General features: G+C 37.2%; 12 protein-coding genes. 3 read left to right on the top strand and 9 right to left on the bottom strand.

The features are described from left to right. Nucleotides 1–16: 16 nt before the first annotated feature. Nucleotides 17–361 carry a hypothetical protein gene (locus tag BUC12_RS03215; RefSeq protein ID WP_062175768.1) on the top strand — a complete coding sequence of 115 codons (345 nt, stop codon included), beginning with the start codon at nt 17–19 and terminating at the stop codon, nt 359–361. A gap of 429 nt (nt 362–790) precedes the next feature. On the opposite strand, the gene BUC12_RS03220 is transcribed toward BUC12_RS03215, so the two are convergent. The 3 genes from BUC12_RS03220 to BUC12_RS03230 all read right to left on the bottom strand — a co-directional run bounded on the left by BUC12_RS03220 (nt 791) and on the right by BUC12_RS03230 (nt 2,577). Beyond that, nucleotides 791–1,336, bottom strand: coding sequence for a hypothetical protein (locus BUC12_RS03220; protein ID WP_062175771.1), 546 nt, complete (start codon nt 1,334–1,336; stop codon nt 791–793). Between the two features lie 126 nt (nt 1,337–1,462). Next, entirely contained in the window at nt 1,463–1,873 is a 411-nt protein-coding gene (locus BUC12_RS03225; protein WP_139261992.1) for a hypothetical protein, read from the bottom strand. 110 nt (nt 1,874–1,983) lie between these two features. Then, complete coding sequence (locus tag BUC12_RS03230) at nt 1,984–2,577, bottom strand: DJ-1/PfpI family protein (protein WP_062175875.1); 594 nt, start codon at nt 2,575–2,577, stop codon at nt 1,984–1,986. Nucleotides 2,578–2,855: 278 nt separating this feature from the next. On the opposite strand from BUC12_RS03230, the gene BUC12_RS03235 reads away from it, so the two are divergent. Continuing rightward, nucleotides 2,856–3,287, top strand: a complete 432-nt coding sequence (locus tag BUC12_RS03235) for a putative signal transducing protein (RefSeq protein ID WP_062175775.1) — start codon at nt 2,856–2,858, stop codon at nt 3,285–3,287. Nucleotides 3,288–3,314: 27 nt separating this feature from the next. Here BUC12_RS03235 and BUC12_RS03240 read toward each other — a convergent pair whose 3' ends face one another. Next, complete coding sequence (locus BUC12_RS03240) at nt 3,315–4,166, bottom strand: GNAT family N-acetyltransferase (protein ID WP_062175777.1); 852 nt, start codon at nt 4,164–4,166, stop codon at nt 3,315–3,317. A gap of 475 nt (nt 4,167–4,641) precedes the next feature. Between BUC12_RS03240 and BUC12_RS03245 the strand changes: the two genes are divergently transcribed. Continuing rightward, nucleotides 4,642–5,625, top strand: coding sequence for an alpha/beta hydrolase (locus BUC12_RS03245; protein WP_062175779.1), 984 nt, complete (start codon nt 4,642–4,644; stop codon nt 5,623–5,625). A gap of 97 nt (nt 5,626–5,722) precedes the next feature. Here the strand turns inward: BUC12_RS03245 and BUC12_RS03250 are convergent, their stop codons facing one another. The 5 genes from BUC12_RS03250 to sov form a co-directional block, all read right to left on the bottom strand. Next, nucleotides 5,723–6,244: a GNAT family N-acetyltransferase gene (locus BUC12_RS03250; protein ID WP_062175781.1), complete on the bottom strand. Its 522-nt coding sequence runs from the start codon at nt 6,242–6,244 to the stop codon at nt 5,723–5,725. 706 nt (nt 6,245–6,950) lie between these two features. Further along, nucleotides 6,951–7,736, bottom strand: a complete 786-nt coding sequence (locus BUC12_RS03260; protein ID WP_062175785.1) for an SGNH/GDSL hydrolase family protein — start codon at nt 7,734–7,736, stop codon at nt 6,951–6,953. Nucleotides 7,737–7,856: 120 nt separating this feature from the next. Continuing rightward, complete coding sequence (rprY, locus tag BUC12_RS03265) at nt 7,857–8,576, bottom strand: response regulator transcription factor RprY (RefSeq protein ID WP_062175787.1); 720 nt, start codon at nt 8,574–8,576, stop codon at nt 7,857–7,859. Between the two features lie 7 nt (nt 8,577–8,583). After that, nucleotides 8,584–10,161 (bottom strand): sensor histidine kinase, encoded by a 1,578-nt coding sequence (locus BUC12_RS03270; protein ID WP_062175789.1) that lies wholly within the window; start codon nt 10,159–10,161, stop codon nt 8,584–8,586. 267 nt (nt 10,162–10,428) lie between these two features. Then, entirely contained in the window at nt 10,429–17,907 is a 7,479-nt protein-coding gene (sov, locus tag BUC12_RS03275; protein WP_062175791.1) for a T9SS outer membrane translocon Sov/SprA, read from the bottom strand. Nucleotide 17,908: the final 1 nt, after the last annotated feature.

A 17,908-nucleotide genomic window follows, 5' to 3' on the forward strand; every position in this document is an offset into this window, starting at 1 on the left:
AAAATAAGTTAATAAAATGGAAGAATCTATCAATCAGCGAATTGTTCAATATCTGGAATCTAAGGGTAAAAGACAGATTGATCTATTGATAGCAGGATATGCTTCAAAGCAAACTATATCAAATATTTGGAATGAAAAATCTAAACCTAGTTGTGAATTCTTCGAACGGTTGATAAATGATAATAAAGACTTGAATGTAAGATGGCTCTTTACAGGGATTGGTGATATGTTGGAGAAAACTGATATAGCTACTACTGCAATGGTAGAATATCTAGAGAAGAAAATAACAGAAAAGGATATTGAGATAAAAGAACTAAATCAACAGGTCGGTTCTTTGAGGGCGAAATTATCCGGCGATTAATAGACACTTATAATTTAATTTAGACGGCATACACAAAATAGACACTTATAACTGTCAGAATATAAGATTTTTAAAATAAAAAAGGAGCATCCGATATGCTCCACAGGAATTTAGAATCCTCATACAGAAATGTTTGGGGGTTTTTATTTCTTTCTACTACTTATTTTAGCTCTCTTTATACCTTTCTTCTTAGCCCATAAATTCAAATCAGAGTTTTTATCCTTATGCTGTTTCTCTAATTCTTGTTTTGTCAATCCTCTAAAATTTTTAATTGTTATGTGAATGCTTCTTGACATATGGTGATAATTATATATTTATCATAAAACTAACAAATTTCTCATAATCCTTAATAAAAAGAGTTCGAGACTTCGGTGCTGTGCTCCACAGGAATTTAGAATCCTCAGACAGAAATGTTTGAGGATTTATTTGTTATTGATTATTTGTATCGTAGATACTAATATTTACAGGTATTTTCACTTCTTTCTTAATATTGTAAGGCATTTCGAATTCCATGATAATGTATCCGCTTAATTTTTCATAGTTCATATTTAATTCGGTGTCAATGCCCAAATTCTGATACAAAATATTATTATACTCCCATATTCCAAATTCTTGTAAATATATAGCTCTTCCGTTGTTGAAAAATTGCACTTTTTCATTCTTTTCATTGACTAATTCATACTTTTTGAAAGTATATTTTGCAAAGTCCGAAATGTCATCGTCCCTATTTAAAAGATATCCTACTTTATTGTATTCCTCGAGTTGTATCTCAGATAAGGGATATCTAGTATATATTAAGAATTTGTTTGTTGGTTGTCTTTCTATTTCAGTAATATCAGTAATCTGTACTTTTATATTTTGAATGATATTATCTAAAAACAAGTTCGTTTCGGTTTCTGTATATTTATAATTGGATGGATTATATTGGCAGGAATATATAAAAGCTAATAACAGAAGGGGGTATAGTGCTCTCATTGTAAGTTTTAATTATTTTATTCTTTATAAAGTTAGTGATCTATTCAAAATCTACAAAAAATGAGTTAGATGCTTTTGGTACTATGCTTTACGATAAATAATTTCCGACATTAATGAATGTGGAAGTTATTTGTTTTCAAATCTATTCAAATATAGTTGTATCGCTTTTTCAAAATCGGTTTGTTTTATTTCTGCAATGAAATCAAAATTTCTGCAATTGTTAGTGTTTTCAATTTTTCTAATAAATTTCTCTACATCAGATATCTCTTTCAGAGCATATATTCTTTTTTTATTTTGAAAGCGAGCGTTCCACCAATTTTTATATAATTCTGTTGTAAACAATTCTTTTTCGACTTGAATAACCAAACCTATAGATATTAGATGTTTCAAGCCATCAAAAAATTCATCATAAGTCATAACTGCATGATTGGAGTAATCGGCATATGCAATAACATTTATTAGATTAAAGTCTTTACTATTATTCTCAGTATGAAATATTGAGGATATTAACCAAGACGCGACGAAGTATTTATCCATAAGTTCGGGTATACCTATAAAGCTAACATATTTCACAGAATCCCCATTAAAATGTTTTAGGGTTTATTATTTTACTTAAGATTTTTATCAGATAAAATGCTGGATTAATATCAGTCTAATTTAAATCGCATATTTCTTTTTATCTCATTTACATGTTCAATATCTGTCAGCATTTCAAGTAATTTAAAGGCAACACTTAGGCTTGTCGCAGGACCTGTTGAGGTTATAATATTTCTGTCAATAACCAGGTCTTTATCTTGGACGTTAGCGCCGAAATCTGATAGTTGTTTACGTCTGACACCATTATTTAGATCCCAGGTAGTTGCTTTTCTATCTTTTAAAATGCCGGATTTGGCAATCGGCATAGCAGCTACACAAATTGCAGCAATCGGTTTTCCTTGTTTGTCAAATTCACGGATCAGGTCAAGAAATCGTTCGTCATACGCATCCTGAAAGAAGCCGGCTTCTTCTGCCCCTCCGGGAATAGCTAAAGCATCAAAATCATTAATATCTACTTGGTCGAAGGGTAGTTCGGGCGTTATAATAAGATTCCAATAACATTTAATTGTAGACTGGAATCCTGTAGTAACTAAATCAACAGGATTGATACTTACTTCCCGGCTCCATCCAAAAACATCAGTGAAAACACTAGCTTCGTAAGCTTCAAACCCTTCAGATAAGAATAAAAGAACTTTTTTTGCCATAATACGGAAAGTTTTTGATTGCATTAATTATTTACAGTCTACTTTTGGATTGTTTACTTTTAAATGTAAGATTCCCGGAAATAAATTAGTATCCAACAAAGCTAATGATTTTATCAAGGTCTTTGCTGAAAAAGAACTCGGTATTTAGGTACTAAATTTTACAAATAGAAATCTTCAAGTATTCGTATTGTAAGTTGAACCATTCAATTCTCCACTTCTCCTTTATTTGGCAAATAATCGTATATTTGTACTGAACACTATGAGTCATAAAGGAATAGATGAAAGATTGGATAAATATAATATCATTCACATACCCACACGAAGCGCATCTTGCTAAAGCTTTTCTGGAAGCCCACGATATAGAAGTAATTATCAAGGATGAACTAACTGTGCAGATGCATAATTTTCTCTCAAATGCTATCGGAGGTGTAAAGATTTTTGTTGAAAAAGATAAATCAGAAGAAGCCTTATCTCTATTGGAAGAAGGCGGATATATTGACAAAAATCCGTCTGAAGAACCCCAAAAAATCGAAGTGTTTTCGTCAGAGTATAAAAATATCTGCCCTTATTGTGGAGGAGCAAATATCGTGAGAAAGAATTTGCCCGGATATACTTTTGCGTTAAGCATTCTTCTCCTCGGTTTTCCTATTCCTTTCTTGAAAAGGGTGTATTATTGCTATGATTGTAGAAGAGAATGGAAAGTAAAATAAAGGATCGAGTTTGACGAGTTATATAGTCTATAATTCTTTTATCATTTCAAATTGTGTTCCTGTAATTTCTATATTCTTTGCTTTCAGGAAGTTTGTAATTGAACTGCAAGAGATATCGGTATTTATAATTTTTATAGAATCATTTTTATTCAATAGGGCAACTTCTTTGAGTAATAGGGATGCAATTCCTTTCCTTCTATTCTCTTTATCGACCGCAATTAAGGTAATATCTCCCGAATTAGGTTCAAATACACAATATCCTATAAGTTTATCATCACTGAATGCTCCTAAACACACAAAACTATTGATATCTCTTTGAATGGATTCGAGGCTATTTTGCCATGATGGATGAAAATCCCCGAAAGCATCTGGCAATTTAAAGTTTTCCATATTAATTTTTCGTACCGGGTACTCAATATTGTGGGTTGGCAAATCGAAATTAATTTTTTCATTCTTCTGCCTGAAATAATTGAATTCCCGAATCGTATTAAATCCGAGTTTTCGATAAACGGATATAGCTTTAGTATTGTATTGTAATACCTCAAGTAAATATTGTTTAATACCTTCTTTCCGTAAATACGGAATGGAATGTTCAAAGATTTTTGTAGCCAATCCTTTACCTCTGTATTCTTTCAGTGTACCTGTACCTGTGTCATATGCTGTTGCTATTCCATTGAAATTTCCAATTCCATTAAAAGTGAAGGCTGCTATTTGATTTTTGTCAAAAGCGGCGAACGACAGGTCGGGATTGAATCCACGTCTTTGGAGCATGGCTCGAAGCTGATTTTTATCTAATTGAAGTTCATAATCGGCAAAAGCCCGACTAAAGGCATCGAAAATAGTATCGAAATCTATTTCACCCAGAGATTTAATTTCCATTTATCCGGTTTTAATTATTCAATCACTAATTTAATTAAATTTCCTTGAATCAGAATGAATCGCGTTAGAGCAATATTCTTTCTCAGATAAGTTAAAGTCTTGAGCCTATTCTATAAATATGCTTAATTCTTTAGATGTTGACTCTGTAAAATATCGAAAACTATAGAGTAAAAGTCCTGTAAAGTATAATTTATATCTAACGATTTACTGAGCTTTAAAACCAATAACCTACCCGGAATATCATCATCAGTAACAGAGACCAAACCTGTTACTCTCTAAAGCAGACTGATTTAAAGAGAAACTTACAAACTGACAAGCTTTCTTGTAACTGTTTGATAATTAATCGATGTTTTGGTGATGTAGTTCGGGTTGTTGATTATGTATTTTTAATTATCAGCAAAAAACAATTTGAATAGAGAGCTTGTTTTATAAGAAAAATTCATTTGAATTGGCTTAATTTTAAAAGTATAAGATCATGAGTAGTAATAGTGAAAAACCTCTGAATTATTTAGAGGATCCCAATCTGAGTGTAGGCACAAAAGAGTTTTTAAAAGTATTGAACGCCGGAGATACTCCGGTAGAATCACTGCCTCCGGCAGAAGCACGTAAAGTGCTCGAAGGAGCTCAATCTTCGGTCAAAGTAGATTTGTCCGGAATTGAAGAGACATTCAAAACTATTGAATCAGACGGGTTATCAGTTAAGATAGTAGTTACGCGTCCTAGTGGAAAGAGTGGGAAACTCCCGGTTTTCATATTTATACATGGCGGAGGATGGGTTTTAGGTGACTATCCTACTCATAAACGTCTTGTTCGTGACCTTGTTGTAGAGTCCGGATTTGCAAGTGTTTTTGTAGAATACACACGTTCTCCGGAAGCAAAATTCCCTCAGGCTTTAGACGAAATATATGCAGCGACTAAATGGGTTGCCGAGCATGGCGATGAAATCAATGTCGACGGTAAAAATCTGGCAATAGTAGGCAATAGTGCAGGTGGTAATATGACCATCGGTACAAGCCTTAGAGCAAAAGAGAAAAACGGACCCAAGATTAAATGCCAGATATTGATGTGGCCATATAGCGATGCCGGAACAGATTTTGAGTCATACCGTAAATATGGAGCACAAAGGTTCCTCACCACACCATTAATGGAATGGATGCGCGACAACTATTTAAATAACAAGTCGGAGTGGGATAACTATTATGTATCGCCAATGCGTGCGACTAAAGAACAATTGAAAGGACTTCCTCCTACATTAATTGAAGTAGCTGAAAATGATATCTTAAGAGATGGAGGAGAAGCTCTAGGCCGTCATTTGGACGAAGCCGGAGTATTTGTAACTACGATTCGTTTTAATGGTGTAACTCACGACTGGGGGTTACTGAATGGATTTGCTGAATTATCTCCGGTAAAAAGCTTAGCTATATTTTCAGCGGCTATGTTGAAGAAATATCTTGTATAAGATTTATATAGTATTCGGAATAAATGTAGTAAGCCTGCTGGTCAAAATTATTTTGCTAGCAGGCTTTTTCTTTAGATTATGTAGTGGAGTATTTCCTTCAAATAACCAACTCGTAAAGCCTGAACCATTTTAGATGCTCATAGGGTAGTCCGAGATCAACAGTACCGATATATTGATAACCCATCTTTTCGTATAGGGCTATTGCCGGTTTATTGTTAATAGATACATCTAAGCGAACAGATTTGATGGAGTGTTCCATTGCATATTGTTTTGCGAATTCCATTAAAGAGTGAGCTATATTCTTTCTGAAAAAAGAAGGGTGTACAACTAATGTATGTATAACTAATACATCTTTATAGTCTGCATCAATAAGCCAGTTTACCTGATTATATGCTTCTTCAGGAGTATGGTTTAAGATAATACTTCCGGCTATAATTTCATCCTCAGTAGCGACAAATAAGGTTCCTTCATTAATACCTTCGATTGCCGTTTCACGTATAGGGTAAATATGTTTAATCCACCCCGGATAATTGGTTGTAATGGCAAAATGGTCATTTAAATCATTATATAGAGCTTCCAAACTGTCAATGTCTGCTATTTTACCTTTGTTTATTACCATTATTTATTTTTTTAGATACACACACTCTGGTCTCGATATAGATTTATTGATGCTTATGGGATATAAAAATAAGACTGAATAGAACGACTCCCATTAGAGGGTAAATAAATGAACTGACTAATATCAGTATAAGGTAGATAGTAGGTATATCAATCTTGCGGGAATCTATGAATAGCAAAAAGGGTATTAATATAGATGTAAGTATTGTACCTACTGTCATAATCTTATTTATAACCTCTACATTGCTGTCATTGTATGCGAAAAACCATAACCAAGAATTGGTGAAAAGATAGTAAAATATAAGAAGATAAATATATTTATAGATTATCCTCAGTAAATTCTCGTTCATCATTTATTTTTTTAGATTGTTTATAATTAAGTATTAAGAAAAACATGCAACCAGATAAGGGTGACAAAAGAGTTAAGAATAAGATTGGATACGAAATCTTCTTGATTATCCTCATATCCTTAAACATAAAAATAGAGATCATAAGACTACAAACCGAGAATATTGCAGTTATTAGATAGCCATCGCCATAGGTATGGTATTCCCCATTGAGACGAAAGGTTAATATATTAGGGTACAAAACGTAAATAATTGCAGATAGGATTCTAGATACTAAAAAGGCAATGATTACTAAAGACGAGTATTTGATAATTAAACTCTGTATTTTTAAATTTCTCATAGCATTAATAAAGTTCATATTTACATTTCCTCACAGATTATTCGCGCCATGTCTTCATATCCTCGTTGATTCGGATGCAAACCATCCATTGTAAAGATCCCCCGGTTATTAACCAGATCGGGAGGCATTGTAAAATAAGGTTCTTTTGTAAAATCCCAGTCACACAAGTTATAAAAGTCTATACATTTAATATCATATTTATTGCATGCCTCTACAACAGCATCCCGTTTACGTAACCAGTTTTCGGGCTGTGAGAAGATGTTGAACCGGTTACTTCTTTTCTGAGGAAGAGGGGTGCAAAATACAATAAAAGGTTTGCTTTCAGACATTGAATAATGACTCTCCAGTTTACGCATAATGTGTGAAACGGATTGGATAAAATAACCCCTGTTGTAATCTTCTTCCAGATCAGTTTCTTCCACTTTCGGTTCATTGGTAACACCGAAAGTTCCTACCGAATTTTCTTCCCCCGTGTCATTGCCTCCGACAAGGCAGATAATAATATCAGGATTATAGTCATATATGCGTTGCAATTGTGCATCCTGTGCAAGTAAGGCTGTTGTATATCCGCTAAAACCTGCGGGATATACCTCTGCGGCTTGCGATAAGCTTAATAGGGCAGACCGATACCAAGGATAGTACCCGGAAGAGATACTGTCTCCATATAGGAGGATGCGTTTACCTTTCATCGACTTTCCGTATGGCTTACGATTGACAGGCTGATTGTATTTATCTGCAACCTTTTCGCCAAAGCTGCACGATGTCAGGAACAATAAGAGCGTAAAAGTGAAAATAGTTCTACCCATAGCTATATAAGATAATACAATTGAACAAATATATAAATAAGGCTTAACTTATTATATAGTGTGTATATAAAAAGAAAAACCGCCGGATTATCCGGCGGTTTTTCTTTTTAACGTATAATGTTAAGCTTCAGATTCTTCAGCTTCTTCGTTGGTCGGTGCAATAAGTTTGTAGCCTTTACCGTGGATATTGATGATTTCAATTTCCGGATCAGCTTTCAATAACTTTCTTAGTTTAGTGATATATACATCCATGCTTCTGGCATTGAAGTAGTTATCGTCTACCCAGATCTGTTTCAACGCATGATTACGTTCCAGTATATCATTAGCATGTGCACAAAGTAAACCTAATAATTCAGATTCTTTAGTAGTTAGTTTTGTACTCTCTCCGCTGATTGTAAGTATTTGTTTCTGAGTATCAAAAACCATCTTTCCGAACTGATATATTTGTTGGTCTTTACCTTTTTTGCCTTTCACACGACGGAAAATAGCTTCGATACGAAGAACAAGCTCTTCCATGCTGAATGGTTTAGTAATATAATCATCGGCACCGGCTTTAAATCCTTCAAGAATATCATCTTTCATGTTTTTTGCTGTCAGAAAAATGATGGGTATATCAGGATTAATAGCCCTGATTTCTTTTACTAAAGTAATACCATCTTTCTTAGGCATCATAACATCAAGAACACACAGGTCATATTTTTCTTTCACGAATCCTTTGTATCCTGCTTCTCCATCAGGGAATAGGTCTGTGTCAAAGCCTTTAGCCTGAAGGTATTCACGGAGTAGCATTCCAAGGTTTTCGTCATCTTCACATAAAAATAATTTCAACTTCTCTTCCATAATATCTCTACTTTATATTGAATAAACTTATTATAAATTTTGTTCCTTGTCCAAGTTCGCTTTCTACTTTAATCGAACCTTTATGGTCATCGATAATCTTTTTGACGTAGGCTAAACCTAACCCAAATCCTTTTACATCATGTCTATTACCGGTCGAAACACGATAAAAACGTTCAAAAACTTTTTTCGTATTTTCTTTTTTTATACCGATACCATTATCTTCAACACTTATGTATATCTTATTGTTCTGATTCCATGTCCTTATCATCAACTGAAGAGGTACATCCTCGCGTCTGTATTTAAGGGCATTGTCAAGTAAATTGAATACAACATTTGTAAAATGCATCTCATCTGCGTTCACCAATGTGTCATCCGCTTCAAGGTCAATATCGATCGATCCGCCGAATTTTTCGACCTTCAGCTGAAAAGTATTAGCAATATTAACAATAATATCGTTGACGTCCAACTCTTTGAACTTAAGAGTTGCTTGCTGTTTTTCGAAAAGCGACATTTGTAATACTTTTTCTACCTGAAAACTAAGCCGTTTGGTTTCGTCATTGATAACACTTGATATATGATTAAAAATATCAGGAGACTTCATGATACCCGGATCTTTCAGCATTTGTGCAGCTAACGAAATAGTTGATACGGGAGTTTTCAACTCATGAGTCATGTTATTCATGAAATCACTTTTCATCTCCGACAAGCGTTTCTGCCTGAAGATAAGATATATCGTTATAATGAACGTGACCAATAGAATCAATGTGAACACAAAGGCAGGCAATAGCAAAGAAATCTCACTCAATAAGTAATCATTTTTAGTAGGGAACGACACCCATAAACTATTCAGCTTATCAATGGGGTCGTTAGGGTATAGAACCTGCTTATATAATGAGTTCTTATCGGGGTCGGAATAATTCTCCTGCCTGTACAGCGGTTTGTCGTTATAATCAACAATTTCGAACTGAAACGGTATCTCTATACCGTTATAGCGAAGTTCGTCCCTGATATTTCCGTTTAAGGTCTTGAAATTGATTTTTTCGCTGATAGGCTCTGTACTCGACCTTTGTATGATTTTAGAAATAACATTATCTTTCGAGATAACATTGTCTACCAATTGCCGTTGATACTCATATCTCTGTTTGAAAAGCTCCTGCATATTGTACGAAGCCTGAGCTACAGCGTTGGAGCCCTTCTGCCGGGAACTGGACGATTTGCTGTTTTTTATGCTCGTCGTTTGCGATATATTGTATTCCATATTCATGATCGGGTCGCCGTTGTTGTCGGTAATCCGGATGCTTTGAGAATGTGTTACAACTTTTTCGCCATTTGGATTCGTAACCGGAATGTCCTTGTATAAGCCTTTTTTATTATAATAGTCAGACGCTTCCTGATACAGGTATTTTCTGGTCTGTTCGAGTTCAAGATTTTTTGATACTTGATACAAGCTTCTACGGACTGCTTCATCAAACTGGTCGTTCCGCATATTTAATGTGGCACGAAAATAATTAATTTGTAATGAAAGTAGCCCGAAAAAGGTAACTGCCATCACTGCAGCTAGTAGCCAGATTGTAGATTTTTTCATTTTTTACGAAACTCGATAAAAGCACTATTCGATAGTGCATTAAATTAAAGTATTTGCTTTTTATAGCTTCCGTAAGTCTAAAAAAGATATTGCCGGTATCGACATTTTAGTCGGTATATACTTAAATATCTGCTCTATTTTACTTCTTTAATTTTAGTTTTAACAAAGATAATCTATTTTTGTTTAACAAATTATGAAAAAAAGGGAAGTCGTGTATTTTTTTATTTTATTAGATTTATTAAATAAAAAGTAAGGTTGGTACAGCTCTCAATCGCCAAGTGTAAACCTCAGACTAACACCGAAATTAGTGTTAGCGGTAGGGTAGGACGAGGTCGAAATAAGAGGCGAGTTCACTATGCGGTCGAAATAGGCTCTCATAACAAGTGCTTTACTTAGACTGTAATCGGCGGAGAATTTAAGGGTGAAGATAGTAGTACCGGATGTTGCTTCGGTAAACCCGTCCTCAATTTTACGGATCAGAGACTGGGTTGTTCTCCTTGATAAGTCTACATTCAACAGCAGGTCATTATTGAATCCGCTTTGTTTTTTCTTATTCCATCCCATAATCTTATTAAATTCATTAATTCTGTATCCGGCACCAATGATAAGGTCTTTCTGTAGGTTTTCTACTATCTGGAATGAGCTGATACTTAAATTTAAAGACCTTGTATAATTATAACGAGCCTTGATCGTAAGATTATTGTTCATTGTACCTTCGGCTCCGAATAAAGGATTGAATTGTTCGATCAGGCTGACTGCCGATATGTCATATATCGAAGATGGTGCCGGCATGGGGGTATCATCTAAATTCTTGATAAAACCGAGCCCGTTTCCGGCATCTATCCAGCTGGAGAATGAATTATATGAACCGATACTGTATTGGGATACATATCCATGGCTGATTACGAGATTCTTGAATTTATCTTTAAACCAAGGTAAAGTTGTAAGCCCGTCATATGTGATACGCCAGTTGGGCAGTATAGATGAAAGTGCCATGAAAGGATTCAGCGAAACAGAGTTTACATTCCTTCCTGTATAAGCTGCAATAAATGCAGGGATTAGCACATCGGACGAATTGATATTTACATTCTCACCTGTTCCGGTTTGATATTGATTGCCTCCTAATCCGGATGAAGCGATAAAGCCGGTGTTCGGATAAGTAATGCCATTGTATTGTTGTTCCAGACGGTAAGCTATAACATCCCGGTTTTGTCTGAACTTTTCGAAAGCTTTCGAGTGGTACCCGTTCTTAGAGTTTCCACTATCGAAGCTGGATGATAATGAAATAGTCGTCATCGTGAAACTACCGCCCAGAGTCTTGATTGTGGATGAGGGATAATTGTAGTATTGATACGATGTACGGTCATTCTTTTCCCGTAAAGCCGTTAATCTGATCTTAAATCCTCTGACCGGTTCGAGTTGAGCCTCGATGTCCAGTTTCCGTATTGAATTATATACAGCCGGAGATACATTGTTCTCGTCTAATACAAGCCAATCATTATGCAAAGCCCTGTCGAGATATTCCTCTCCTCCTTTAAAACCAAAGGCAAAGTCTAGTCCGGGTGTTATTCCATACTCGGTTCTCTTTTGTCCGAAGGCATCCCCGATACTCGGTCTGAATCCGCTTATTGCAGTTTCGTTCCGGGCTGAATAATTAATCGAGAACGAACGTAACGACATCACTCCTCTGGCTGCATATTGAGCTACCTTGTAGAGTGTCGTTTCCTCAATATCGCCTTTTTGTGAGATGCTGAGTTGTATATTTGCCGTGTCTTTCAGATTTATGCGGATATTATTTTCATCGATCCGCTTATACTTTATCTTGATTATCCGTCCATCGCGTCTGGCTACAACATCAATATTTTTACTGTTGAGTCCGTGGGATACAACAGTAGCAGAGTCGGGATTTAATGCGACCTCTTGATTAAAACGCTTTAACCTGACCGGATTCGTTTGCCTTCGCTGGGTAGATGGCCTTCGGTTGTTGGAGCCGAATTTTTCATTCGCTTTGCGAAGGAAGGGTGATTTGTTGTATAAGGTTGTCATATCAAACCTGTTGTTTGACGAGAAAGTAATATTGTTTGTTATAATATTACCAACCTCTACAGAGTCTACTTCGGCACCTCTGTCCCATGTATACTGGCTATCGTAATTGGCTGATGAATTGATCCAGTTCAGGAACGGAATATTGTTGAACGGAAAGGTATAGGTTACTTTTGCTGCTTGCTTGTATGATAATGGGTCTCCCAGATTACGAATACTCCGCATAACCGAATCGCGCCAAATTTCGTAATCGTCCCTGTTTAGTTTTTTGTTTACTTGCAGGTAAGGTTCTTCTATCTCGGCACGTGTTCCTGTCTGGAGACTTATTTTAAGATTGGGCAGCAAGTCCCAGTTTATACTGAAATCTCTGTCCCAATAGAATTCCTGATTCCATGACAAAAATTCATTGTTACTGTTATTTCCTCCCAGTGTGTAACTTTCGAGATCCCTTGTCAGAGTTTCGGTATAGAATCTCGTGATATAAGAGTTGAAAGAAATATTACTAGGTAGCAGGTTGATCGATAACGATTTCGGATATTTTGCTAACGGAGCTTTGCTTTCAAGATTTTTGAATGGTTCCCATTTTCCTCCTGTCGGAGAGTACGAATAATTTAACGATGCTTTGTAATTCTTCGAAACATCATAGACCGTGGTTGGATTAGTTACTTCGGTTTCACTATAAGCATATCCGAATGTAAAGTTGGCGGGGTCATAAGGCATCGGGGTTTTACTCTTAATGTCGAATTTGACATTGGAGAAGCTAAGGCTCTTGGTTGTAGTTTTATCCTGAGCCAGATTTTTAATTGAATCTTTCTCCGCTTTTGTACTAACCAACGATAGTGATTCGTCCAGCGTTATATCCTGATCCAAAGGATCGTATTTTGGGGTTGTAGTCTGATTCGAGTATGAGTAATAGAATGGGATAGACGCTTTAGCTTTCTCCGGAAGGAAGCGTCCGAAATCGAGATTCGTAGCTATAGTGTACGAAGAGTAATCGTCGCTCCGTCGCTCATTCAGGCTCTGGTCGATCGATCCGAACCCAATGGTCTCTTTACGTCCGGTAAAGCTTACCGATCCGATATCCGATAACTTGATATTGAGGTTTCCCTGAGCAGCCCATCCTCCTTCTTCGTCGAAGTCGGTCAGTCGTAGTTCGTTTACCCATACTTCGGCCGATTTTACGGTTCTCGATTTGTTACGTATACCTATCATCATTACCTGTATATCCGATAATGAAGGGTTACCGATGATACTAACGGTGTTTTGTTGATTGTCGGGGTCATTGATCGTATACAGAGTCGTATAGGATGTGGACGATCCTGCTTTACGTTTTTCTTTATTCCGCTCGAGTTTGAGGTTGGTCAGTAATTTCAGCGTAAAGTCAAACATGTTTTCTTGTGGCCATACTATTTCCTGATCATTGGTATTATTCGTATTGTATTTGCCGGCAGGAGTAATACTCAAAGGTATCTCGTACTCGTAATAGTTGTTCTTATAATCCGAACCAAGCCTTAAGAATACACTTATTTCGTTTTTACTAAGATCCGTTCCTCCTATTATTTCTTCGGCATGTGTAAACATTTGTATCCGCTTGTAACGGCGAAGGTCGTATACCGTATTTTTGTAAACGGCTCTGGCATCATTCGGCTCAAGATTAAGAACCTGTAAAGCCAATGCTTGTTCGTTGTCTTGTACAAGCTGTGATTGATTGGAGTCTACAATTCTTTTTACTCCCGGAGGCACTACATAGTTAACCGGAGTCTTATTACCATTTTCTTCAATGTTTACAGCCGAGGCATTTATAGTTCCCTGTCCCTGATTAACACCATCGTCTAACACCTGTCCGTATGTTTTCCATTCGCCACGCACAAGGTCGAGTGTCGCGAAACGTAAAAATGTTTCCTTTTTAAAATTAGTAAGGAACATCCGCATGAAACGAACGGTTTTGAAGCCCTGTATATTTCCAACCTTTTTATTATAATCGTTGATAGGAACTTTAAACTGATACCATTTATTCGTGGTTGTTTCTCCATTTGCCAGTCTTACATTGACCTCCCGCACTTCGGAAATATAATTTGAACCGACTGCCATCCGATCAGGATCGAGTGTAACTTTATACTGATAATAATTTTCAGACTCGTTCATTGTATAATCCTGATTCAGGTCTTCAACATCGGGAACAGCACTTGCCGCAGTCGAATAACTTTCGTTACTGTCGGTAATAGAATTTCGCTCAGTTCCATTAAAGTATTTGTAACGATCCAATATGCCTACTTTATCTCTGTCGTAGTCCGATCCTCTGTAATAGTGGTAGTTGTCTCCACCCGGATCATTAAAAGGAGAGAAAGGGTCTTGCTTCATTCTGGAAAGGGCAGACGATGATAGTTTGGATTCCAAAGCATTCAGATAGGAAACATAAGTTGGAAATAAAAGCTCGTCAGCTGTACTTAAACCGTTGAATCCCACATCTTGCCGTGCACGGGCATCGTCGCTTAAGGTATTGTCGAAGGCGTACGCCGTGGACTGCCGTGTAGGTACCCGTCCCCAAGTCGTAGTCGCATAGTCGGTCGAATTAGGATCGGTCGGTAAACCGTTTTCGAAAAATTTCTTACCGTCTTTCAGTACATCTTCAGATATTTCTCCCAAGTTAAAATACAGGTCTCCTCCCGTGTTTTTTACTATAGCCGTATCATTGTAAATAAAGGGATCGAGTAGCCAGAATTCGATGTATTCGATGTTACTGCTCTCGAAGTTTGTATTGTCAAGTTTGCGGGTAATACCACCCCAGCGTTTTTCAGGAGTAAGGAGTTCACCCTCGCTATTTATATTTGTCGCATCTAAGTTATACGGTCCTCTTTGTATAGGGTAATAAGATAGGTTGAGTGCAGTGATTGCGGAAGATTCGGTTGACAGTACATCTTTTCCCGGATATATTTCTTCAATACCGATTTCGCGGACATACGGGTCGGACTTGTCATTCGAGGTGATATGGGATGGTGTCAGGGACGAGCTTTTCCGTGTGAAAAGATTATCGATATTGAACCATGCAAGATGCGCCCTGTTGTTTCCGTATGTGATATCGTTGGTCAGCTGCGACTCGGGAAATAAAGCGGATGAACTATTATCGAAAGGCGTTGCTGCAAGCTTCCAGCCATAAGCATTGATCAATGATATCCGGGTTTTTGCAGACTCGAAATCATCTAGATAAGAGTATCCTCCGGTGTATTGGTTCTCATAATGCCCGGGTATCATTTGTGCAAATTCGGCATTTAGCGATATCTCGGAAGGAGCCGTTGCGTTGACAAAAGGCAGCTTGTCTATCAGGTTAGTCAGCCATTGAGACTGGGTGCGGTATGAGGTGTTTAACCCCCATACAGTATTTTTCAGTGCTTCTTCTCCTACGGATGTCTTGTAGGTCAACGGCTTCTCATACATATGCAGGATAGTTGCTCCTACATTGAAGTTCTTGGTGAAGTCGTAACTCAGGTTTAACCCTAACAGAGTCTGCCGCTGCATACTGTATAGCGATTGGTCTTCCAAAGAGACACTGATAGGTGTTCCTGTATCTATCAGGCTCTGGTTGATAATGGTAACAGTACCTGCTATATAATCGACTGTGTAGTCCAAATTTTCGGTTAAGGGGGTACCGTTGGCGGTAACTGTAACAGAACCTTTGGCTACATTCATAGCATTAAGGCTGATAACCGAACTCGATGAGGCTGACGCCCGGTAAGAACCGCTTATCCTAAATTTATTCTTTTCGGCAATCTGCTCGGCTACGGTCATTGTGGAATCGTAAAGTTCCTGATAAACGTATTTGTCGGCAATAGCATTATTACCTATCTTTTTGCGTAGATGTTCGCCAAAAGGTTCGACTACCGGAAAAATAATCCGTCCTCTTTCTGCATTAATTGTATACCCCTCAAGAAAATCGAATATCCCATCGGGATTTGTATTGTTAGACGAATTCAGGCGGTCGAGGTTCATAACTCTCAGCAGTAGTTCATTCTTGATATTTCCTTCCGGAATATAGTTGGTATAAGTCCCTACGGTATCACTTTGATAACTAATGTTTAACCTGAACTTGTCTTTCTGTATTTGTGTCGAACCCAGTTTGTAGACGTTTTTCATCATCAGGTCCCAAGTATATGAAGTAGGATACAGTGCAACGGGTTTCAAAAGTTTTACAAATATAGCTCCTGATTTGGTTGCACTACCTAATTGAGATGGTATCTCACTGGCAAATTCCCCTACCTTATAAGTTTCTCCGCCTTTGGTATATTCGAAAGCTACAGCTAGAACCTGATCTGAGTTAAGTGAAGAATTCAGTGATATATATCCTAACTGAGCATTGAAGGTATATTCCGATGATTCCAGTTTTCTTGCGTTTTCGAGCTTTTCAAAATCCTGCCCGTTTTCAAGTCCGGCACCTGTTAGTACAGTACTCACCTGATCTTTGTCACGTGCTCCACTGTACGAAGAGTTGATAGTAGTATACAGGTTGTTCGCCGCATTATATGGAATATTTAACCGTCCTTGTTTAGACCATTTCGAATTCCCGATTTTATCATATTCACCTAAGTCCGAAAAAGCGACAAGGTTACGTGCATTATCAAAATTGCCTTGTACGTTGGTAACCCAGACTTCTATTTTGTTGATAAGTATGGATGATTGAATATAGGGGAGTTTGCTCATCCCATAATCAAAATTATCACGGAAATACTGGGATAAAAAGAAGTGCTGGTTTTCGTCATAAGCATTTGCCTTAAACTCGAAAGTTGTAGTCTGAACACCGCCTGACGAATTGGCAGTCTGGCTCTGGGTCTCTTTTTGCGATATAACGGTATTTATTCTTAACTTACCAAACTGAAGGTCTGCACGTACCCCGAATAGCGAAGAGGCTCCTGTTATAAGAGAGTTAGTCGTATTCATACTGATATTTCCGGCTTCGAGATAGCGTATTATCTCATCCTCCTTCCCCTCATAAGCAAGTTTAGCCCTCTTCGAATCGAAATCGAAAGTGGACTGCGTGTCATAATTCAATCCGAAATTGACCTTGTCTCCGACCGAAGCATCGACATTTACCTGTATCTTTTCATCAAAGTCGAACATAGTTCTGTTACGGTTCCTTTGCGAAAGGGTAGGGTTGTCTGTTTTCGTATTTTTAATACCCATGGATAATTCCACATATCCCTGAGTTTTGACCTGAACACCACCCGGACCGAAAATACGCTCGAGGTTACTCATGTTCACTCTAATGTCTTTCAGCGAGAATCCGTCCTTTTTATCTTTGTTGGCAAATGTCTCATCATTCTTTTCCTTGAAATACCGCGACATCGATTCTTTCAGGCTATAGTCCAGATATTGCTGAGGATTCAGGGTAAAGGGAGTTATCCATTCGTCGTTGTCTATCTTTGTTTTGAATAAGTAGACATTGTGTGTGACATCGTATTCGACCTGGGTTTGGACATTCGACGGATCACGTAAGTCTATAGGAGTTTTGCGGGTTATATCTTCGTAATTGTTTATTTGTGTCTTCCGGACAGGGTATATCGTTCCCGTATCTTCCGGTAATGCTATTTCTGAATCGGCGTAAGGGAAAGACAAGTTGTTTTCAACCCTCTCCGATGGAATCGAAAACAGGCTAAATACACATATAAGAAGTGATGTGATTAGAATAAAATATTTAATATTCTTATCCAAT

The organism is Indolivaga macrotermitis, from assembly GCF_900128985.1.
In the GTDB taxonomy this organism is placed as follows: domain Bacteria; phylum Bacteroidota; class Bacteroidia; order Bacteroidales; family Dysgonomonadaceae; genus Dysgonomonas_A; species Dysgonomonas_A macrotermitis.

What these genes read in the sequence shown, in the direction of transcription:
- BUC12_RS03215 (WP_062175768.1), top strand. Translation starts at nt 17, where the DNA reads ATGGAAGAATCTATCAATCAGCGAATTGTTCAATATCTGGAATCTAAG.
- BUC12_RS03220 (WP_062175771.1), bottom strand. Translation starts at nt 1,336, where the DNA reads ATGAGAGCACTATACCCCCTTCTGTTATTAGCTTTTATATATTCCTGC.
- BUC12_RS03225 (WP_139261992.1), bottom strand. Translation starts at nt 1,873, where the DNA reads ATGGATAAATACTTCGTCGCGTCTTGGTTAATATCCTCAATATTTCAT.
- BUC12_RS03230 (WP_062175875.1), bottom strand. Translation starts at nt 2,577, where the DNA reads ATGGCAAAAAAAGTTCTTTTATTCTTATCTGAAGGGTTTGAAGCTTAC.
- BUC12_RS03235 (WP_062175775.1), top strand. Translation starts at nt 2,856, where the DNA reads ATGAAAGATTGGATAAATATAATATCATTCACATACCCACACGAAGCG.
- BUC12_RS03240 (WP_062175777.1), bottom strand. Translation starts at nt 4,166, where the DNA reads ATGGAAATTAAATCTCTGGGTGAAATAGATTTCGATACTATTTTCGAT.
- BUC12_RS03245 (WP_062175779.1), top strand. Translation starts at nt 4,642, where the DNA reads ATGAGTAGTAATAGTGAAAAACCTCTGAATTATTTAGAGGATCCCAAT.
- BUC12_RS03250 (WP_062175781.1), bottom strand. Translation starts at nt 6,244, where the DNA reads ATGGTAATAAACAAAGGTAAAATAGCAGACATTGACAGTTTGGAAGCT.
- BUC12_RS03260 (WP_062175785.1), bottom strand. Translation starts at nt 7,736, where the DNA reads ATGGGTAGAACTATTTTCACTTTTACGCTCTTATTGTTCCTGACATCG.
- rprY (WP_062175787.1), bottom strand. Translation starts at nt 8,576, where the DNA reads ATGGAAGAGAAGTTGAAATTATTTTTATGTGAAGATGACGAAAACCTT.
- BUC12_RS03270 (WP_062175789.1), bottom strand. Translation starts at nt 10,161, where the DNA reads ATGAAAAAATCTACAATCTGGCTACTAGCTGCAGTGATGGCAGTTACC.